The 21,203-nt window shown below is 50.0% G+C and carries 14 protein-coding genes, 1 tRNA gene and 3 rRNA genes; 4 read left to right on the top strand and 14 right to left on the bottom strand.

Annotated elements, in window-relative coordinates:
* Nucleotides 1-176: 176 nt before the first annotated feature.
* Together spfP and polA are read right to left on the bottom strand one after the other, a co-directional pair.
* Nucleotides 177-224, bottom strand: a complete 48-nt coding sequence (spfP, locus tag PS053_RS23230) for a small protein SpfP (RefSeq protein WP_071892919.1) — start codon at nucleotides 222-224, stop codon at nucleotides 177-179.
* A gap of 165 nt (nucleotides 225-389) precedes the next feature.
* Entirely contained in the window at nucleotides 390-3,176 is a 2,787-nt protein-coding gene (gene polA / locus PS053_RS15055; RefSeq protein ID WP_149477085.1) for a DNA polymerase I, read from the bottom strand.
* Between the two features lie 363 nt (nucleotides 3,177-3,539).
* Between polA and PS053_RS15050 the strand changes: the two genes are divergently transcribed.
* Nucleotides 3,540-4,469, top strand: coding sequence for an acyltransferase (locus PS053_RS15050; RefSeq protein ID WP_149450200.1), 930 nt, complete (start codon nucleotides 3,540-3,542; stop codon nucleotides 4,467-4,469).
* 44 nt (nucleotides 4,470-4,513) lie between these two features.
* On the opposite strand, the gene PS053_RS15045 is transcribed toward PS053_RS15050, so the two are convergent.
* The 4 genes from PS053_RS15045 to PS053_RS15030 form a co-directional block, all read right to left on the bottom strand.
* On the bottom strand, nucleotides 4,514-5,932 hold the full coding sequence (locus PS053_RS15045) for a DUF945 family protein (protein WP_256879432.1): 1,419 nt from the start codon (nucleotides 5,930-5,932) through the stop codon (nucleotides 4,514-4,516).
* 169 nt (nucleotides 5,933-6,101) lie between these two features.
* Complete coding sequence (gene dsbA / locus PS053_RS15040) at nucleotides 6,102-6,728, bottom strand: thiol:disulfide interchange protein DsbA (RefSeq protein WP_256879433.1); 627 nt, start codon at nucleotides 6,726-6,728, stop codon at nucleotides 6,102-6,104.
* 16 nt (nucleotides 6,729-6,744) lie between these two features.
* Nucleotides 6,745-7,731 carry a stress response kinase SrkA gene (srkA, locus tag PS053_RS15035; RefSeq protein ID WP_001062020.1) on the bottom strand — a complete coding sequence of 329 codons (987 nt, stop codon included), beginning with the start codon at nucleotides 7,729-7,731 and terminating at the stop codon, nucleotides 6,745-6,747.
* A 76-nt stretch (nucleotides 7,732-7,807) separates the two neighbouring features.
* On the bottom strand, nucleotides 7,808-8,077 hold the full coding sequence (locus PS053_RS15030) for a YihD family protein (RefSeq protein ID WP_001295263.1): 270 nt from the start codon (nucleotides 8,075-8,077) through the stop codon (nucleotides 7,808-7,810).
* Between the two features lie 69 nt (nucleotides 8,078-8,146).
* Here PS053_RS15030 and mobA point away from each other — a divergent pair, with 69 nt between their 5' ends.
* The gene (gene mobA / locus PS053_RS15025) at nucleotides 8,147-8,734 is read left to right on the top strand and encodes a molybdenum cofactor guanylyltransferase MobA (RefSeq protein ID WP_256879434.1); all 588 of its coding nucleotides are present in this window, start codon (nucleotides 8,147-8,149) and stop codon (nucleotides 8,732-8,734) included.
* A complete protein-coding gene (gene mobB / locus PS053_RS15020; protein ID WP_256879435.1) occupies nucleotides 8,716-9,243 on the top strand; it encodes a molybdopterin-guanine dinucleotide biosynthesis protein MobB in 528 nt (175 codons plus the stop codon). The genes mobA and mobB overlap by 19 nt, the downstream gene beginning before the upstream one ends.
* A gap of 100 nt (nucleotides 9,244-9,343) precedes the next feature.
* Here mobB and rrf read toward each other — a convergent pair.
* The 8 genes from rrf to pepQ all read right to left on the bottom strand — a co-directional run bounded on the left by rrf (nucleotide 9,344) and on the right by pepQ (nucleotide 18,818).
* Nucleotides 9,344-9,459 (bottom strand): 5S ribosomal RNA (gene rrf, locus PS053_RS15015).
* A 192-nt stretch (nucleotides 9,460-9,651) separates the two neighbouring features.
* Nucleotides 9,652-12,553, bottom strand: a 23S ribosomal RNA gene (locus tag PS053_RS15010).
* A 195-nt stretch (nucleotides 12,554-12,748) separates the two neighbouring features.
* Nucleotides 12,749-12,824, bottom strand: a tRNA-Glu gene (locus tag PS053_RS15005).
* Between the two features lie 85 nt (nucleotides 12,825-12,909).
* Nucleotides 12,910-14,451, bottom strand: a 16S ribosomal RNA gene (locus tag PS053_RS15000).
* Together the 16S, 23S and 5S rRNA genes with 1 tRNA gene alongside form the textbook arrangement of a ribosomal RNA operon.
* 374 nt (nucleotides 14,452-14,825) lie before the next feature.
* Entirely contained in the window at nucleotides 14,826-15,371 is a 546-nt protein-coding gene (gene hemG / locus PS053_RS14995; RefSeq protein ID WP_000853967.1) for a menaquinone-dependent protoporphyrinogen IX dehydrogenase, read from the bottom strand.
* A gap of 11 nt (nucleotides 15,372-15,382) precedes the next feature.
* Nucleotides 15,383-16,834 (bottom strand): Trk system potassium transporter TrkH, encoded by a 1,452-nt coding sequence (gene trkH, locus PS053_RS14990; protein ID WP_000545682.1) that lies wholly within the window; start codon nucleotides 16,832-16,834, stop codon nucleotides 15,383-15,385.
* Nucleotides 16,835-16,872: 38 nt separating this feature from the next.
* Entirely contained in the window at nucleotides 16,873-17,487 is a 615-nt protein-coding gene (locus PS053_RS14985) for an IMPACT family protein (protein WP_001295262.1), read from the bottom strand.
* The gene (pepQ, locus tag PS053_RS14980) at nucleotides 17,487-18,818 is read right to left on the bottom strand and encodes a Xaa-Pro dipeptidase (protein WP_180246407.1); all 1,332 of its coding nucleotides are present in this window, start codon (nucleotides 18,816-18,818) and stop codon (nucleotides 17,487-17,489) included. The genes PS053_RS14985 and pepQ overlap by 1 nt, the downstream gene beginning before the upstream one ends.
* Before the next feature lie 189 nt (nucleotides 18,819-19,007).
* On the opposite strand from pepQ, the gene fadB reads away from it, so the two are divergent.
* Complete coding sequence (gene fadB, locus PS053_RS14975) at nucleotides 19,008-21,197, top strand: fatty acid oxidation complex subunit alpha FadB (RefSeq protein ID WP_059215801.1); 2,190 nt, start codon at nucleotides 19,008-19,010, stop codon at nucleotides 21,195-21,197.
* Nucleotides 21,198-21,203 lie beyond the last annotated feature (6 nt).

Below are 21,203 nucleotides of genomic sequence, written 5' to 3'. Positions count from 1 at the left end.
TTCTTGCTCTGATGCATGGGCCGGATATCACGTATCCGACCCATAAAATCATGCAAATTTAATAAATTACAATTATACCGTGGGCCTGGTTAACATCGCGCATCAGGCATCACGCATCTTTTCTTTCGTCCAATAAAAAACGCCCCAGTCATTACTGACTGGGGCGGCTAAAATATTCAGCCAAATCCGATTACGTGAAGTAAAAGGTCTGAAAGATAGAACATCTTACCTCTGTACCCTACGCGAGTAACTTTACTCTTTTTTGTTCAGTTCAGAAAGCATTTTTTGTAATTTTTTTTCAGTTGTTGCATAGGAATTTCTAATACCCATCACAAAACATTGCTACTTATGTTGCTTACTTACGAAAAAAAGGCTTGTTCGGGAGAATCTTAGTGCGCCTGATCCCAGTTTTCTCCGCTACCGACTTCCACCAGCAACGGCACATCCAGACGAGTACAGTTTTCCATCAGTTGATGGATCTTCTTCGCCACCACATCGAGATCGTCTTTGTGAACTTCAAACACCAGTTCATCGTGTACCTGCATAATCATGCGCACGCGCGGTTTCTCGGCTTGTAGCCAGGCATCAACGGCAATCATCGCCCGTTTAATAATGTCAGCGGCGGTTCCCTGCATTGGTGCGTTAATTGCCGCACGTTCCGCTCCTGCACGACGTGCGGCATTGCTGGACTTAATATCCGGCAGATACAGACGACGGCCTTCCAGCGTTTCAACATAACCTTGTTCTTTCGCCTGAGCACGAGTGCGCTCCATATACTCCAGCACGCCCGGATAGCGTTCGAAGTAAAGGTCCATGTACTTCTGCGCCTCTTTGCGTGGAATATTCAGTTGGCGCGCCAGGCCGAAAGCACTCATGCCGTAAATCAAACCAAAGTTGATGGCTTTTGCGCTACGACGTTGTTCGCTGCTGACAGTCTCCAGCGGCAAACCAAACACTTCTGCCGCCGTAGCCCGATGGATATCTTTTCCTTCGGCGAACGCCGTCAGCAACCCCTTGTCACGCGAGAGATGCGCCATGATACGCAGTTCAATCTGCGAGTAGTCCGCCGAAACAATCACGTGATCCTGCGGCGCAATAAACGCCTGGCGGATACGGCGGCCTTCTTCGTTACGTACCGGAATGTTTTGCAGGTTAGGATCCGTTGACGACAAACGTCCTGTTGCCGTCACCGCCTGGTGGTACGACGTATGCACGCGCCCGGTTTTCGGGTTGATCATCAACGGCAGCTTGTCGGTGTAAGTCGACTTCAGCTTCGCCAGACCTCGATACTCCAGAATGACTTTCGGCAACGGATAATCCAGCGCCAGCTCTTCCAGCACTTCTTCCGACGTTGACGGCGCGCCACCCGGTGTTTTCTTCAGCGGCTTAATTCCCTGTTTTTCAAACAGAATAGTTTGTAACTGCTTGGTAGAAGAAAGATTAAACTCTTCCCCGGCAATCTCGTGCGCTTTCTTTTCCAGCTCCGCCAGACGCAGAGTGAGCTCTTCAGAATGATTGTGCAGTACTTTCGGATCGATCTTCACGCCGTTACGTTCAATGCGTGAAATCACCGGCACCAGCGGCATTTCGATGTTCTCAAAGACGTTCAACGGACCTTTATGTTTTTGCAGCTCTGACCACATTTTCAGATGCAACTGTAAGGTGACATCCGCATCTTCAGCAGCATAACGTCCGGCCTCTTCCAGAGCTATCTGATTAAAGGTGAGTTGATTTTTGCCTTTACCCGCAATCTCTTCAAAAGTAATGGTTTTGTGCTTCAACCAACGTTCCGCGAGGCTGTCCATGTCATGACGTCCGGCAACGCTATTGAGAATGTAGGACTCCAGCATGGTATCAAACGCAATACCGCGTAGTTCAATGTCGTAGTTCGCCAGGATACCGCGATCGTATTTCAGGTTTTGCCCGACCTTCAGCGCCTTCTCATCTTCCAGCAGCGGTTTTAGCAGTTCCAACACGCGTTCGCGCGATATCTGCTCGGGCGCATCAAGATAATCATGAGCAACCGGAACATATGCCGCTACGCCCGGCTCGATAGCAAAAGAAAGCCCAACCAGATTGGCTGAGATGTTATCGAGGCTGTCGGTTTCAGTATCAAAAGCAAACACCGGCGCTTTCTCCAGCCTGGTAATCCACGCTTTCAACGTGTCTTCGTCCAGGATAGTGACATAATTGTCATAGGATATCGTCGTCGCATTCACTTTCGGTGTTTCGTCGGTAACGAGAGTTTCTTGCGGCTTAGTGACAGGTTTCGCCCCTTTAGCCTGCAGCCATTTACCTGCTTCTACATCGGCAGTCCAGCGTTTGAACTCATACTTCTTAAACAGTCCCAGCAACTCTTCCGCCGCAGGTTGCTGCACTTCCAGTTGCTCACAAGTTAACTCCAGCTCAACATCGGTTTTAATCGTCGCCAGTTGATATGAGAGATAAGCCACTTCTTTATTTTGCTCGAGCTTTGCCGCCATTGTTTTGGCGCCACGGAAGCTCAGTCCGGCGATTTTTTCTGGCTCGGCATACAGCGTATCCAGCCCACCAAGACCTTGTAGCAGTGCCTGCGCAGTTTTTTCACCTACACCCGGTACGCCCGGAATGTTATCGGAGGAATCGCCCATCAACGCCAGGAAATCGATAATCAATTCTGGCGGTACGCCGTATTTGTTCACAACTTCATCCGGGCCGAGGATGGTATTCGTCATGGTATTGATCAGAGTGATATTAGGCGTCACCAGTTGCGCCATATCTTTATCACCGGTGCTGATCAGCACTGGACGCCCAGCTTTTTCTGCTTCGCGCGCCAGAGTGCCGATAACATCGTCCGCTTCTACGCCAGAAACGGCCAGCAGCGGTAGGCCCATCGCTTTTACCATCGCATGCAAGGGCTCGATCTGCGCTCGCAGATCGTCCGGCATCGGCGGGCGATGTGATTTGTAATGTTCAAACAGTTCATCACGAAAGGTTTTTCCCTTGGCGTCAAAGACCACCGCAGCGTGCGTCGGTTTATATTGCATGATCAGACTGCGCAGCATGTTGAGGACACCGTACATCGCACCTGTCGGTTCGCCTGCACTGTTGGTCAGCGGCGGAAACGCGTGATATGCGCGATAAAGATAAGATGAACCATCTACAAGGATAAGTGGGTTTTGGGGGATCTGAACCATAATGTCCGTACCTGTTTATCAGATTATGAGTAAAGGATGCCACAGACAGGATGAAAACATGAGTTTTTCACCACTTCTGGCGAGAATCTTTTGTAGATCTTCTGGATCGCTCGCAAATCACCATGTGGATAACTTTGTGCATAAATTATTTACATCGTTTTTAATTTATTATCATGCTTTTTACAGAATAATATTTGTTGTTGTTTTTCATATGGTTAAAATTAAATTCCTTGCTAATAATTAGGAGGGAGGGATTTTTTCTAATGTGGATAGATATAATTTGTTTTTCTATTTAAGGATCATCCGTTATTTGTACCGTTTTCTGATAAAATCTGCGCCTTGCGCGTCTTTCGCGCACTGTCTATGGCTAACTTTTTGAATAAATTAATTATGACGAGAATACTCGCTGCGATAACCCTTTTGCTGAGTATCGTATTGACCATCCTGGTCACTATATTTTGTTCTGTCCCGATCATCATTGCCGGGATCGTAAAGCTATTGTTCCCTGTGCCAATAATTTGGCGAAAGGTGTCGAGTTTCTGTGATTTTATGATGTTTTGTTGGTGTGAAGGGCTGGCGCTATTGCTGCATCTTAATCCACATCTACAATGGGAAGTTCATGGGCTGGAAGGGTTAAGTAAAAAGAACTGGTATCTGCTTATTTGTAACCACCGTAGCTGGGCAGATATTGTTGTACTGTGCGTGCTGTTTCGTAAGCACATTCCGATGAATAAATATTTTCTCAAACAGCAGCTAGCCTGGGTGCCTTTTCTTGGTCTGGCATGCTGGGCACTGGATATGCCGTTTATGAGGCGCTATTCCCGCGCTTATTTACTGCGCCACCCGGAACGACGCGGTAAGGACGTGGAAACCACCCGGCGCTCATGTGAGAAGTTTCGCCTGCATCCCACCACAATTGTTAATTTTGTCGAAGGCTCCCGCTTCACTGAAGAAAAACATCTGCAAACACGTTCCCCCTATAAAAATCTGTTGCCACCAAAAGCGGCGGGGATTGCAATGGCATTGAATGTGCTGGGCAAACAATTTGATAAATTGCTTAATGTCACGCTCTGTTATCCAGAAAACAATCGTCAGCCCTTTTTCGATATGTTAAGTGGCAAGTTAACGCGAATTGTTGTAAAGGTTGAGCTGCAGCCCATTGCTGATGAATTACATGGCGATTATGTGAACGATAAGGCATTTAAGCGTCGATTTCAGTTATGGCTAAACACTCTCTGGCAAGAGAAAGATCAGTACCTGAACACGCTTATTTCTTCCCATCGGCAAGATTGAGTAGCGTTGCTCGCCCCGGAAATTCCCGGGGCGAGCAACAGATATCACGGCATCAAACGTGCCATACGCATAAAAAACGCCATGTCTGTCATTTCATTACCGTTAAAATTCACTTTTCCCTGTTCATAGTGAAGTTGTAGTGAAGCTGTATTATCATTAAACTTAAATAAATCAAGTTGTTGCCCCGTATCCTTAAATTCTGCGAGCGCTTGTTCTGCCATTCGCTGTGCAGTCTCGGTGTTTTTACCTTCTGATAAATTGATCTGTTTCTCCAATTCACCAATAACATTAAATGGCAGAAAAATATTCAGGCCCAACGACTTTATACTATTATCAACAGATCGAGCATCAGCCGTAGCAATATTCAGGTGCCCCTTCAATTCCCCAACAGTATTTTTCCATTTAACAGGGATCTGAATAACAGGTTCACTTTTTAACAAAATGGGCAAACTTTCTCCCAGTACCCCAACCCGGAGATCATCCATCGCATTTTCATCTTTTATTAAATCAGAATTATTTGCCAACTGATTGCGTAATGAAGTATTGTAGTATTCAATAAATGCTCTGAAAGCGTTGGGATCAATAGCATTAAATTGTAATAACATATCGCCACCACCAAAGTTCTGATCGCCCTTTTTTAAAGTGTCAATAGCGTAGGAAAAATTAGCATTTATATATTTCTTATCCTTTGTGCGTTCAAGTATTGTTTTGGCAGTAAAAGCATTAATTTTAGCAATATCGTTATCAAGTACCTGAAGCCTAACCTTATTAAATTTTAAATCACTTATTCCCACTGGATATCTCATTTCCTCCATATGAGATAATGCGTTAACAGTCATCGAATTTGCTGTAAGTTTAGTTATGGAGTCCAGATTTACGATAACATTATTCAGGTATCCAGTTACTGCCATATTTGACGGTGAACTATCATCACCACGAAACATGAACTTACCATCTTCATAAGAGATATCCTGAAATTTTGCTGGTGTTATATTCACCTCTGTGGTTAGCGCTCCACCAAATGCAGCCACAATATCAGCAGCGAACGGTGTCTTACCTTTCGTTGCAGTGTAGTAGGATTGTGTAACCTCATTCTTGGCCAGAGATACCTTTGTCGTTGCTATAGTTGGCTTTATATTACCCTTTGAAAGCTGGCTCAGCGGAAAGGGGCCATGATCAACATTGATATTCAGTACAATACTCTGACCGGATTTAATTTCACTCTCTGTAATACCATTATTAAAGGTCAGAGCAATCTGGAAAGATGAACTAAAAAATCCCCTTTTATAATTTTTATAGCTCAGCGTCATATCATGAGTGCTATTGCTATTTTTATTGGCTTTATTAAAACCGTTAATAATATGCTCCACAGTGGTTTGCGTTTTCATACCAGAAAACCATGTACCACTACCCAGAATGACAACGACAGCAATAACCAAACCGGCGATTGATTTACGTATCATAAATTTATCCCTGAAGAAGAGTAACGCGATTAAGTATATCGCTACGCGAATATCCTCTACAGGATTCATATTATCCAGCAACGAGATGAATTATCAGAAAGTATTTATATTTATTCTAATAACTAAAAAGCCCGTGAATATTCACGGGCTTTTTATAATATGAGAAAGCTTATTTCTTCTCGGACAGATATTTCACCGTATCAGCATATTGCTGAACAAAAACATCCATATTACTGGTGTCCATACCCTGCGGGTTCAGCTGATATTTGCCGTTAACGAACATCGCCGGAACCCCCTGCAATTGCAGATCGGCTGCCGCTTTTTCTTGCTGTGCGACCAGGGATTTAACAACAAAGCTGTTCCATGCCGCGTCGTACTCTTCACCTTTAATACCCGCGTTGATAAAGACATCACGGATATCAGCCGCAGAGCGAATAGTTTGCGTTTTCTGTACGCCTTCAAACAGCGGAACAGTCACTTTATTTTCTACACCCAGAGCCATCGCTACAGCCCATGCCTGAGTCAGATCTTTGCCCAGGTCCCCGCCCATGAAACTGACGTGGTATTTAGTCATCTTCACGCCTTCCGGCAGTTTTTTCTTCACGTTATCTGAAATATGCAGAACTTCTTCAAACTGATAGCAGTGTGGGCAGAAGAAAGAGAAAAACTCCAGCACTTGCGGCGCGCCAGCAACCGGTTTTTCCAGAGTGGTGTACTGTTTACCATCTTCATACTGCGCCGCCGATACGCTAAACGCTAAAACTAAACCAGCCAGCGCCAGCCAAATCTTTTTCATGATCTACTCTCTCCGATTAATACATAGGTGTTAATTGCAAAGGGGGTTCTTGTAGAACTTTTACCTGCTCTATAAAGGTCGCTGTCTGCCGCCGCCAGTAATCTTCCCCGACTAACCACGGGAAATTTTTCGGGAACGCGGGATCAGCCCAACGCCGCATTAGCCAGGCAAGATAATAAACCAAACGCATAGCGCGTAAAGGTTCAATAAGTCCAATTTCAGCGGTGTCGAAATCGCTAAACTCTTCATAAGCTTCAATAATGGTTTCCAGCTGCATCCTTTGCTCGGCTTTATCGCCATTCAGCAACATCCAAAGATCCTGTACAGCTGGGCCATTACGTGCATCGTCTAAATCGACAAACAGGGGTCCATCACGCCAGAGAATATTCCCGGCATGGCAGTCTCCATGTAACCGCAGAACGGTAAAATCTTCCCGCCAGTGTGCTGTAACGGCAGCGATCAACTCATCTGTCGCTTTCAAGAATGCCGCTTTCAACCCGGAAGGTATCAGTGTAGCGTCCTCAAACAGTTTGCGTGGCTCAATGAGATATTCATTCAAACCGATGGTCGGACGATGGATAAAAAGCTGTTTGCGCCCCGTCTGGTGCATACGCCCTAAATAACGCCCAACCGCTTCCATCTGATCGATATTATCAGCTTCGAACTGACGACCACCGACACTTGGAAAAACGGCGAAATAAAATCCCTGATGACGCAATAAAGTCTGACCATTAAAGACCACAGGCGCTGCGACCGGAACTTCATCGTTTACTAACTGCAACGCAAATTGATGTTCTTCGAGGATTTGCTCGGCTGTCCAACGTTCAGGGCGATAGAATTTGACGACAAAGCGTCGGCGATCTTCGTCCTGAAATTGATAGACACGGTTTTCATAGCTGTTAAGCGGGGTAAGACCGGAATCCACCCGGATCCCTTGCTCAAACAGAGCATCCATGATGGTATCCGGGTGTAGTGTCTGGAAAGTAAATGCGTTGTTATTCATCCCATCATCCGGAAAACATTACGAATGATGAAGGATATCATTTCGCGATGATTTTGTTGGCGGCGCTTACAAGCTTTTACTCTTTAATTACGCCACGTGCACGTAACAGCGCCGTTTTGAAATCTTCTTCATAATCTTTCTGTAAACCAGGGATCACCGCGTCTTTCGCGGAATCACGCATTTTCAGATGATAGATCAGAATATCATCCGTCAAATCCGCCAGTTCACCATCAAAACCTGACTCTTTCGCCAATTTTTGCAAAAATTGCAGCAGGTTAAGATCCGGCTCTTTTTGCCAGGCTGGCTGGAGGAGTTCAATAACTTCATTCAGACGTTTACATTTCATGGTAATGCTCCTTACTCTTGAGACAGACACGTTAGCAGGGTCAATCCCACAATAAAAGAGGCGATATCGGTGAATCTGATGACGACGATAACAGGCGTAGTACTGGCGGGCGGTAAGGCCAGACGGATGGGCGGCGCGGATAAAGGATTGCTTGAATTAAACGGCAAACCGTTATGGCAACATGTCGCTGACGCGCTTATGACGCAGCTCTCTCACGTCGTGGTTAATGCCAATCGCCATCAGGAAATCTATCAGGCAAGCGGCCTGAAAGTGATAGCGGATTCTCTGGCGGATTACCCAGGCCCTCTGGCAGGAATGCTTTCAGTAATGCAGCAGGAAGCGGGTGAGTGGTTTTTGTTTTGTCCGTGCGATACGCCTTACATTCCCCATGCTTTAGCCTCCCGGCTTAATCATCAGCGCAAAAAAGATGCGCCTGTCGTGTGGGTCCACGACGGTGAACGCGATCACCCGACTATTGCTCTGGTAAACCGCGCTATTGAACCGTTATTACTGGAATATCTGCAAGCAGGAGAACGCCGGGTAATGGCATTTATGCGGCTGGCTGGCGGTCATGCGGTTGATTTCAGCGATCATAAAGATGCATTTGTAAACGTGAATACGCCAGAGGAGCTTGCCCGATGGCAGGAAAAACGATGATACCGTTACTCGCCTTTGCCGCGTGGAGTGGCACCGGAAAAACTACGCTACTGAAAAAACTCATCCCAGCATTATGCGCCAGAGGGATCCGTCCGGGGCTGATTAAGCATACACACCATGATATGGATGTTGATAAACCGGGCAAAGATAGCTATGAGCTGCGCAAGGCTGGCGCGGCGCAAACCATCGTTGCCAGCCAGCAGCGATGGGCCTTGATGACGGAAACACCAGACGAAGAAGAGCTGGATCTACATTTTCTCGCAAGTCGGATGGATACCTCAAAGCTGGATTTGATTCTGGTCGAAGGGTTTAAGCATGAAGAGATCGCAAAGATTGTGCTATTTCGCGATGGAGCCGGACATCGACCGGAAGAGCTGGTGATGGACGAGCATGTTATTGCTGTGGCCAGCGATGTACCGCTAAATATTGATGTCGCCTTACTGGATATTAATGATGTTGAGGGGCTGGCTGATTTTGTGGTGGAGTGGATGCAAAAGCAGGACGGATAAGTAAAAGTAGGCTGGATAAGACGCGCCAGCGTCGCATCCGGCATTTTTTGCCCCAGCGCAAAAAGGCCATCCTTATGGATGGCCTTCTGTTTAATTTGATGCCTGGCAGTTCCCTACTCTCGCATGGGGAAGCCCCACACTACCATCGGCGCTACGGCGTTTCACTTCTGAGTTCGGCATGGGGTCAGGTGGGACCACCGCGCTATCTCCGCCAGGCAAATTCTTTGTGCTCTGTCCTGTGTCTTTTCCACTGATACTGCGCCGGCTGCATTCCCGAAAGTCAGTCACATACTTCAGTATGCTCCTTCCTTCGCTTCATTTGCCGCCTTGTCTCAGCGTAAAACCCTTCGGACTCTGAATCTGAGCTGAAAATCTTCTCTCAATCCGCCAAAACACCTTCGGCGTTGTAAGGTTAAGCCTCACGGTTCATTAGTACCGGTTAGCTCAACGCATCGCTGCGCTTACACACCCGGCCTATCAACGTCGTCGTCTTCAACGTTCCTTCAGGAGACTCTAAGTCTCAGGGAGAACTCATCTCGGGGCAAGTTTCGTGCTTAGATGCTTTCAGCACTTATCTCTTCCGCATTTAGCTACCGGGCAGTGCCATTGGCATGACAACCCGAACACCAGTGATGCGTCCACTCCGGTCCTCTCGTACTAGGAGCAGCCCCCCTCAGTTCTCCAGCGCCCACGGCAGATAGGGACCGAACTGTCTCACGACGTTCTAAACCCAGCTCGCGTACCACTTTAAATGGCGAACAGCCATACCCTTGGGACCTACTTCAGCCCCAGGATGTGATGAGCCGACATCGAGGTGCCAAACACCGCCGTCGATATGAACTCTTGGGCGGTATCAGCCTGTTATCCCCGGAGTACCTTTTATCCGTTGAGCGATGGCCCTTCCATTCAGAACCACCGGATCACTATGACCTGCTTTCGCACCTGCTCGCGCCGTCACGCTCGCAGTCAAGCTGGCTTATGCCATTGCACTAACCTCCTGATGTCCGACCAGGATTAGCCAACCTTCGTGCTCCTCCGTTACTCTTTAGGAGGAGACCGCCCCAGTCAAACTACCCACCAGACACTGTCCGCAACCCCGATAAGGGGCCAACGTTAGAACACCAGCCATTAAAGGGTGGTATTTCAAGGACGGCTCCATGCAGACTGGCGTCCACACTTCAAAGCCTCCCACCTATCCTACACATCAAGGACCAGTGTTCAGTGTCAAGCTATAGTAAAGGTTCACGGGGTCTTTCCGTCTTGCCGCGGGTACACTGCATCTTCACAGCGAGTTCAATTTCACTGAGTCTCGGGTGGAGACAGCCTGGCCATCATTACGCCATTCGTGCAGGTCGGAACTTACCCGACAAGGAATTTCGCTACCTTAGGACCGTTATAGTTACGGCCGCCGTTTACCGGGGCTTCGATCAAGAGCTTCGCTTGCGCTGACCCCATCAATTAACCTTCCGGCACCGGGCAGGCGTCACACCGTATACGTCCACTTTCGTGTTTGCACAGTGCTGTGTTTTTAATAAACAGTTGCAGCCAGCTGGTATCTTCGACTGATTTCAGCTCCACGAGCAAGTCGCTTCACCTACCATCAGCGTGCCTTCTCCCGAAGTTACGGCACCATTTTGCCTAGTTCCTTCACCCGAGTTCTCTCAAGCGCCTTGGTATTCTCTACCTGACCACCTGTGTCGGTTTGGGGTACGATTTGATGCTACCTGATGCTTAGAGGCTTTTCCTGGAAGCAGGGCATTTGTTGCTTCAGCACCGTAGTGCCTCGTCATCACGCCTCAGCCTTGATTCTCCGGATTTGCCTGGAAAACCAGCCTACACGCTTAAACCGGGACAACCGTCGCCCGGCCAACATAGCCTTCTCCGTCCCCCCTTCGCAGTAACACCAAGTACAGGAATATTAACCTGTTTCCCATCGACTACGCCTTTCGGCCTCGCCTTAGGGGTCGACTCACCCTGCCCCGATTAACGTTGGACAGGAACCCTTGGTCTTCCGGCGAGCGGGCTTTTCACCCGCTTTATCGTTACTTATGTCAGCATTCGCACTTCTGATACCTCCAGCATGCCTCACAGCACACCTTCACAGGCTTACAGAACGCTCCCCTACCCAACAACGCATCAGCGTCGCTGCCGCAGCTTCGGTGCATGGTTTAGCCCCGTTACATCTTCCGCGCAGGCCGACTCGACCAGTGAGCTATTACGCTTTCTTTAAATGATGGCTGCTTCTAAGCCAACATCCTGGCTGTCTGGGCCTTCCCACATCGTTTCCCACTTAACCATGACTTTGGGACCTTAGCTGGCGGTCTGGGTTGTTTCCCTCTTCACGACGGACGTTAGCACCCGCCGTGTGTCTCCCGTGATAACATTCTCCGGTATTCGCAGTTTGCATCGGGTTGGTAAGTCGGGATGACCCCCTTGCCGAAACAGTGCTCTACCCCCGGAGATGAATTCACGAGGCGCTACCTAAATAGCTTTCGGGGAGAACCAGCTATCTCCCGGTTTGATTGGCCTTTCACCCCCAGCCACAAGTCATCCGCTAATTTTTCAACATTAGTCGGTTCGGTCCTCCAGTTAGTGTTACCCAACCTTCAACCTGCCCATGGCTAGATCACCGGGTTTCGGGTCTATACCCTGCAACTTAACGCCCAGTTAAGACTCGGTTTCCCTCCGGCTCCCCTATTCGGTTAACCTTGCTACAGAATATAAGTCGCTGACCCATTATACAAAAGGTACGCAGTCACCCCATTAAGAGGCTCCCACTGCTTGTACGTACACGGTTTCAGGTTCTTTTTCACTCCCCTCGCCGGGGTTCTTTTCGCCTTTCCCTCACGGTACTGGTTCACTATCGGTCAGTCAGGAGTATTTAGCCTTGGAGGATGGTCCCCCCATATTCAGACAGGATACCACGTGTCCCGCCCTACTCTTCGAGCTCACAGCATGTGCATTTTTGTGTACGGGGCTGTCACCCTGTATCGCGCGCCTTTCCAGACGCTTCCACTAACACACACACTGATTCAGGCTCTGGGCTCCTCCCCGTTCGCTCGCCGCTACTGGGGGAATCTCGGTTGATTTCTTTTCCTCGGGGTACTTAGATGTTTCAGTTCCCCCGGTTCGCCTCATTAACCTATGGATTCAGTTAATGATAGTGTGTCGGAACACACTGGGTTTCCCCATTCGGACATCGCCGGTTATAACGGTTCATATCACCTTACCGACGCTTTTCGCAGATTAGCACGTCCTTCATCGCCTCTGACTGCCAGGGCATCCACCGTGTACGCTTAGTCGCTTAACCTCACAACCCGAAGATGTTTCTTTCGATTCATCACCGTGTTGCGAAAATTTGAGAGACTCACGAATAATCTTTCGACTATTCAGTGTTTCAATTTTCAGCTTGATCCAGATTTTTAAAGAGCAAATATCTCAAACTTCACCCGAAGATGAGTTTTGAGATATTAAGGCAGGTGACTTTCACTCACAAACCAGCAAGTGGCGTCCCCTAGGGGATTCGAACCCCTGTTACCGCCGTGAAAGGGCGGTGTCCTGGGCCTCTAGACGAAGGGGACGTATCAGTCTGCTTCGCAAGACGCCTTGCTTTTCACTTTTCATCAGACAATCTGTGTGAGCACTGCAAAGTACAGTTCTTTCAGGTAAGGAGGTGATCCAACCGCAGGTTCCCCTACGGTTACCTTGTTACGACTTCACCCCAGTCATGAATCACAAAGTGGTAAGCGCCCTCCCGAAGGTTAAGCTACCTACTTCTTTTGCAACCCACTCCCATGGTGTGACGGGCGGTGTGTACAAGGCCCGGGAACGTATTCACCGTGGCATTCTGATCCACGATTACTAGCGATTCCGACTTCATGGAGTCGAGTTGCAGACTCCAATCCGGACTACGACGCACTTTATGAGGTCCGCTTGCTCTCGCGAGGTCGCTTCTCTTTGTATGCGCCATTGTAGCACGTGTGTAGCCCTGGTCGTAAGGGCCATGATGACTTGACGTCATCCCCACCTTCCTCCAGTTTATCACTGGCAGTCTCCTTTGAGTTCCCGGCCTAACCGCTGGCAACAAAGGATAAGGGTTGCGCTCGTTGCGGGACTTAACCCAACATTTCACAACACGAGCTGACGACAGCCATGCAGCACCTGTCTCACAGTTCCCGAAGGCACCAATCCATCTCTGGAAAGTTCTGTGGATGTCAAGACCAGGTAAGGTTCTTCGCGTTGCATCGAATTAAACCACATGCTCCACCGCTTGTGCGGGCCCCCGTCAATTCATTTGAGTTTTAACCTTGCGGCCGTACTCCCCAGGCGGTCGACTTAACGCGTTAGCTCCGGAAGCCACGCCTCAAGGGCACAACCTCCAAGTCGACATCGTTTACGGCGTGGACTACCAGGGTATCTAATCCTGTTTGCTCCCCACGCTTTCGCACCTGAGCGTCAGTCTTCGTCCAGGGGGCCGCCTTCGCCACCGGTATTCCTCCAGATCTCTACGCATTTCACCGCTACACCTGGAATTCTACCCCCCTCTACGAGACTCAAGCTTGCCAGTATCAGATGCAGTTCCCAGGTTGAGCCCGGGGATTTCACATCTGACTTAACAAACCGCCTGCGTGCGCTTTACGCCCAGTAATTCCGATTAACGCTTGCACCCTCCGTATTACCGCGGCTGCTGGCACGGAGTTAGCCGGTGCTTCTTCTGCGGGTAACGTCAATGAGCAAAGGTATTAACTTTACTCCCTTCCTCCCCGCTGAAAGTACTTTACAACCCGAAGGCCTTCTTCATACACGCGGCATGGCTGCATCAGGCTTGCGCCCATTGTGCAATATTCCCCACTGCTGCCTCCCGTAGGAGTCTGGACCGTGTCTCAGTTCCAGTGTGGCTGGTCATCCTCTCAGACCAGCTAGGGATCGTCGCCTTGGTGAGCCGTTACCTCACCAACAAGCTAATCCCATCTGGGCACATCCGATGGCAAGAGGCCCGAAGGTCCCCCTCTTTGGTCTTGCGACGTTATGCGGTATTAGCTACCGTTTCCAGTAGTTATCCCCCTCCATCGGGCAGTTTCCCAGACATTACTCACCCGTCCGCCACTCGTCAGCAAAGAAGCAAGCTTCTTCCTGTTACCGTTCGACTTGCATGTGTTAGGCCTGCCGCCAGCGTTCAATCTGAGCCATGATCAAACTCTTCAATTTAAAAGTTTGATGCTCAAAGAATTAAACTTCGTAATGAATTACGTGTTCACTCTTGAGACTTGGTATTCATTTTCGTCTTGCGACGTTAAGAATCCGTATCTTCGAGTGCCCACACAGATTGTCTGATAAGTTGTTAAAGAGCAGTGCCGCTTCGCTTTTTCTCAGCGGCGCGGGGTGTGCATAATACGCTTTCCCGCTACAGAGTCAAGCATTTTTTGCTTTTCTCTGCCGAGATTCTCAGGAGAACCTCGCTGACCCGGCGGCGTGTTTGCCGTTGTTCCGTGTCAGTGGTGGCGCATTATAGGGAGTTATTCCGGCCTGACAAGAGGAAATTTAAAATAATTTTCTGACCGCGCATTTTTTATTCTTTATGCTTATTTCAGCGTCGGTTTGTCGGTTAAATGGGCGATTTCTCGGGCGAAATTCGCTACTTGCTCCCAATCGGTATAGACAACTTCTTTGCGCGTGTCCGTTTCTCCGCCTGACATTTTCATAATCAGCTTGATCATAAAGCGGTCATACCAGCGGTAACGTGGATAACGCAGCGCCCCGGCAATGACGGCACAGCGATCGGGACGCCATTGCGAACTCATCAGAAACTTCCGCGCGTAGCTGTTGGTCTGTGGAGTACGCTTCTCCGGTTTGCGCGCCACCAGGTTTACGGAGTAAAAGGCGCTCGGCATTGAATTCAGCCGCGTCGCATGCTTTTTAACAAATTCCTGGAACGCTGAATGGTAATGTCCATAGCGAATAGAAGCGCCAATGACCACGCGATCGTAGTTTTCCCACTGCGGTTCTTCAGTGCGGTGCACATTAGCGACATCCGCCTGGATCCCCAGTTCTTTCAGTTCCGAAGCCAGATAGGAGGCAATCTCGCGCGTTTGTCCGTCCCTTGTTGAGAAAAGAATTAATGTTTTCACGTATCACTCCATCATTCACGCCAGAAAGTCGGGGTAAAGAGTACAAGCAATGTAAAGACCTCAAGACGACCAAACAGCATGTTGGCAATCAGGATCCATTTAGCCACCGGGTTCATGCTGGTAAAGTTATCAGCCACCACGCCAAGCCCTGGTCCCAGGTTATTCAAGGTCGCAACAACCGACGCGAAGGCTGAAAAGTCATCCACGCCCGTGGCGATAATCGCCAGCATACTGACAATAAACACCAATGCATAGGCGGAGAAAAATCCCCACACAGCTTCGAGGATACGTTCCGGCAGTGCGCGGTTCCCCAGCTTAATGCTATAGACGGCGTTCGGGTGCACCAGTCGTTTCAGCTCACGGTTCCCCTGCTTGAACAGCAACAGGATACGAATCACTTTCAGGCCACCGCCCGTTGACCCGGCGCAACCGCCGATAAAAGCAGAACATAACAGCAGTACTGGCAAGAAGAGCGGCCAGCGGGCAATGCTGTCAGTCGTAAACCCGGCGGTTGTCGCCATCGACACCACCTGGAAAAACGCCTGATTAATTGTCATCAGCGCCGAACTGTAGACATTATGAAACCACAGTACGAGGGTACAAATAACCACCAGCGAAAACTGCACGCCGATAAACATGCGAAATTCTGGATCCCGCCAATAGACCTTAAGGCTACGTCCACTCAGCAACGAGAAATGCAGGCCGTAGTTACAGCCAGAAATCAGCAGGAAGATAGCAATAATGGTATTAATGGTCGGACTGTCAAAATAGCCAACGCTGGCATCATGGGTCGAGAAGCCGCCAATAGCAATCGTTGCGAAGCTATGACCAATAGCATCAAAGGCGGACATCCCGGCAAACCACAACGCCAGCGCACAGGCGACGGTCAGCAAGACATAAATCAACCACAGGGTTTTCGCCGTTTCCGCAATTCGCGGGCGCATTTTGTTATCTTTCAGCGGGCCGGGCATTTCCGCGCGATAGAGCTGCATCCCACCCACGCCGAGGATAGGCAGTATCGCGACCGCCAACACGATGATCCCCATCCCGCCAAACCATTGCAGCATCTGGCGATAAAAGAGGATGGCGTGAGGAAGCGAATCCAGCCCCACCAGCGTAGTTGCCCCCGTGGTAGTCAGACCGGAGAAAGATTCAAAAAACGCATCGGTAATCGTGAGGTTCGGGCTTTCCGAGAAGATAAAAGGGAGCGCACCGACGCTACCCAGCACAGTCCAGAACAGCACCACTATCAGAAACCCTTCACGGGATTTCAGTTCGCCCTTCTCTTTACGGTTCGGCCACCACAGCATAGAGCCAATGGCGAGGGCAACAAAAAAGGTCTGGGTAAAAGCGCGGCCCGCCCCATCCCGGTAAATGAGTGCTACCAGCCCAGGGATAATCATGGTCCCTGAAAATAAGATGACCAGTAGTCCAACGATTCGGGTAATGGCGCGAAAATGCATCTCTGCCGCTTCCTTAGTTCTGCAAAACGAAGTGGGGATTATTCTTCAATCGCTAACAATTGCAATGAACCACGGCTAAAATCCGCCAGTTTTGCGGAAAACTCAGCCACTTTCGCTGCCGGAAGCGCCACCCGCAGCAGGACGAATGCCTGATAATCACTGTTGATAATCTTGCCGTCACACTGTCCCAGCAACGCTTCAATGCCGGTTAACTGACTATATTCACACTGCAAAGTATATTCGGTTAATGGCGTCTTGCGTTGGGTCGTAAGCTGGCGCAGCGCCTGATTTACACCGCCGCCGTAAGCCTTCACTAACCCGCCAGTGCCCAGCAATATACCGCCATAGTAGCGCACCACCACAGCGGTAATTTCCCCGACGCCGCTGCCCATCAGTTGGGCGAGCATCGGTTTACCTGCCGTTCCCGCCGGTTCTCCGTCGTCAGAGAAACCCAGTTGCTGAGAATCATCCGGTGCGCCAGCTACCCACGCCACGCAATGGTGTCGGGCATCGGGGTGTTCTGCCCGCACCGATTCAACAAACGCTTTCGCCGCCTCGACGCCATCGGTATGCGCCAACAGCGTAATGAAGCGGCTCTTTTTGATCTCTTCAACAACCGTGACCGGCGCCGCAGGAATTAACCAGCTTTCCATCACGCCAGTTTCAGATCCCGGGTCATGTTTTCCACGTTGTTTTCGTGGATCACCACGTTGTCTTCGATACGAATACCGCCGAACGGTTTCAGTGCTTCAATCTTCTGCCAGTTGAAGTGTTTACTGAACTGCCCTTCACGCCACGGCGCCAACAGCGATTCGATGAAGTAGATACCCGGTTCGATGGTTAACACCATGCCCGGCTGGAGAATACGGGTGCAGCGCAGGTACGGATATTTTGTCGGTGCCGCGAGGTGCGTACCGCTATCATCCTGCATAAAACCAGCTACGTCATGCACCTGCAGCCCCAGCGGATGGCCGATACCATGCGGCATAAACGGACCGGTGAGATCGTTTTCAACCATCGCCTCTTCACTCATATCGGTGATGATTTGATGTTTACGCAGCAGTTTGGCGATGCGCTGATGGAACTGGATGTGGTAATCCACATAGCTGACGCCCGCCTTCATGGTAGCGATCAACGCCAGTTGCTCATCATTAACGTCCTTCACTAGTTGCGCGTAGTCGTTGTCGCTTTTTGCCGACCAGGTACGGGTCAGGTCAGCCGCATAGCCGTTATATTCGGCCCCGGCATCCAGCAGGAAGCTGCGCATCTCTTCCGGTGCCTGATGATCCAGTTTGGTGTAATGCAACACCGCAGCGTGTTCGTTAAGCGCCACAATGTTGCTGTAAGGTACGTCGGTATCACGATGGCCGGTCGCGGTCAGATAGGCAATGTTGATATCGAACTCACTCATGCCAGAACGGAACGCTTCTTCTGCCGCGCGATGACCGTTGACCGCCATTTTCTGCGCTTCACGCATACAGGCCAGTTCGTACTCAGTTTTGAAGGAGCGATAGTAATGCAGGTAGTCGATAACCCCTTTCGGGTTGATGTTGCTGGCCTCAATACCCAGTTGCAGCGCACGTTCCGGCACCGGGCCAATATAGCCAATATTGCCGCGCGCAGCAGGCAACAAGCTACCAATGCCATCGGCTTTCGGCAGCGCAATTACTTCTACGTCCTCAGTCCAGAAGGAAGTCGGCAGCGGTTCGACGTTGTGCCAATAATCAACCGGCAGATAGAACCACAGTTTCGGCTTGTTCACGCCATCCACCAGCAACCAGCAGTTTGGCACCTGAGTTACCGGCACCCACGCTTTGAATTGTGGGTTCACTTTAAACGGATAGGGATGATCGTCGAGAAAAACGTTGAACAGTTCGCCGGAGTGAATAAGTAACGCATCCAGTTTGAAGCGCGCCAGCGCATCGCGAGTCCGTTCCTGTAAGGTAGCTATATGATTTTTATAGAGCGAGGCCAGTGATTCCATTTTTTACCCTTCTGTTTTTTTGACCTTAAGTCTCCGCATCTTAGCACATCGTTCATCCAGAGCGTGATTTCTGCCGAGCGTGATCAGACTGGCATTTCTTTAATCTTTTATTTGCATATTTTTAACACAAAACACACACTTCGATGCATCTGGTACGACCAGATCACCTTGCGGATTCAGGAGACTGACATGCTTTACAAAGGCGACACCCTGTACCTTGACTGGCTGGAAGATGGCATTGCCGAACTGGTATTTGATGCCTCAGGTTCAGTTAATAAACTCGACACTGCGACCGTCGCCAGCCTCGGCGAGGCCATCGGCGTGCTGGAACAGCAATCAGATCTAAAAGGGCTGCTGCTGCGTTCGAACAAAGCAGCCTTTATCGTCGGTGCTGATATCACCGAATTCTTGTCCCTGTTCCTCGTTCCTGAAGAACAGTTAAGCCAGTGGCTGCATTTTGCCAATAGCGTGTTTAATCGCCTGGAAGATCTGCCGGTGCCGACCATTGCCGCCGTCAACGGCTATGCGCTGGGCGGTGGCTGCGAATGCGTACTGGCGACCGATTATCGTCTGGCGACGCCGGATCTGCGCATCGGTCTGCCGGAAACCAAACTGGGCATCATGCCGGGCTTTGGCGGTTCTGTACGTATGCCACGTATGCTGGGCGCTGACAGTGCGCTGGAAATCATTGCCGCCGGTAAAGATGTCGGCGCGGATCAGGCGCTGAAAATCGGTCTGGTGGATGGCGTAGTCAAAGCAGAAAAACTGATTGAAGGCGCGATAGCGATTTTACGTCAGGCTATTAACGGCGACCTCGACTGGAAAGCGAAACGTCAGCCGAAGCTGGAACCGCTAAAACTGAGCAAGATTGAAGCCACCATGAGCTTCACCATCGCTAAAGGGATGGTCGCGCAAACGGCAGGAAAACATTATCCAGCCCCCATCACCGCCGTAAAAACCATTGAGGCCGCGGCCCGTTTTGGTCGTGAAGAAGCCTTAAACCTGGAAAACAAAAGCTTTGTCCCGCTGGCGCACACCAACGAAGCCCGCGCACTGGTCGGCATTTTCCTTAACGATCAATATGTAAAAAGCAAAGCGAAGAAACTCGCCAAAGACGTTGAAACCCCGAAACAGGCCGCTGTGCTGGGCGCAGGCATCATGGGTGGCGGCATCGCTTACCAGTCTGCGTGGAAAGGCGTACCGGTTGTCATGAAAGATATCAACGACAAGTCGTTAACCCTCGGTATGACTGAAGCCGCAAAACTGCTGAACAAGCAGCTTGAGCGCGGCAAGATCGATGGTCTGAAACTGGCTGGCGTGATCTCCACGATTCATCCAACGCTCGACTACGCCGGATTTGACCGCGTGGATGTTGTGGTAGAAGCGGTGGTTGAAAACCCGAAAGTGAAAAAAGCTGTGCTGGCAGAAACCGAGCAGAAAGTACGCCCGGATACCGTGCTGGCGTCTAACACGTCAACCATTCCTATCAGCGAACTGGCCAACGCGCTGGAACGCCCGGAAAACTTCTGCGGGATGCATTTCTTTAACCCAGTGCACCGGATGCCGTTGGTGGAAATTATTCGCGGTGAGAAAAGCTCCGACGAAACCATCGCGAAAGTTGTCGCATGGGCGAGCAAGATGGGTAAAACGCCAATTGTGGTTAATGACTGCCCCGGCTTCTTTGTTAACCGCGTGCTGTTCCCCTACTTTGCTGGTTTCAGCCAGTTGCTGCGCGACGGCGCGGATTTCCGCAAGATCGACAAAGTAATGGAAAAACAGTTCGGCTGGCCGATGGGTCCGGCATATCTGCTGGACGTCGTGGGGATTGATACCGCGCATCACGCCCAGGCAGTCATGGCAGCGGGCTTCCCGCAGCGGATGCAGAAAGATTATCGCGATGCCATCGACGCGCTGTTTGATGCCAACCGCTTTGGTCAGAAGAACGGCCTCGGTTTCTGGCGTTATAAAGAAGACAGCAAAGGTAAGCCGAAGAAAGAAGAAGACGCTGTCGTTGACGACCTGCTGGCAGAAGTGAGCCAGCCGAAGCGCGATTTTAGCGAGGAAGAGATTATCGCCCGCATGATGATCCCAATGGTCAACGAAGTAGTGCGCTGTCTGGAAGAAGGCATTATCGCCACTCCGGCAGAAGCGGATATGGCGCTGGTCTACGGCCTGGGCTTCCCTCCGTTCCACGGCGGCGCGTTCCGCTGGCTGGACACCCTCGGCAGCGCAAAATACCTCGATATGGCACAGCAATATCAGCACCTCGGCCCGCTGTATGAAGTGCCGGAAGGTCTGCGTAATAAAGCACGTCATAACGAACCGTACTATCCCCCGGTTGAGCCAGCCCGTCCGGTTGGCGACCTGAAAACGGCTTAAGGAGTC

The sequence above is a fragment of the Escherichia albertii genome (assembly GCF_028622335.1).
Taxonomy (GTDB): Bacteria; Pseudomonadota; Gammaproteobacteria; order Enterobacterales; family Enterobacteriaceae; genus Escherichia; species Escherichia albertii.
Note: the sequence above shows the minus strand (reverse complement) of the source record. Positions and strands in the feature narration are given on the sequence as shown.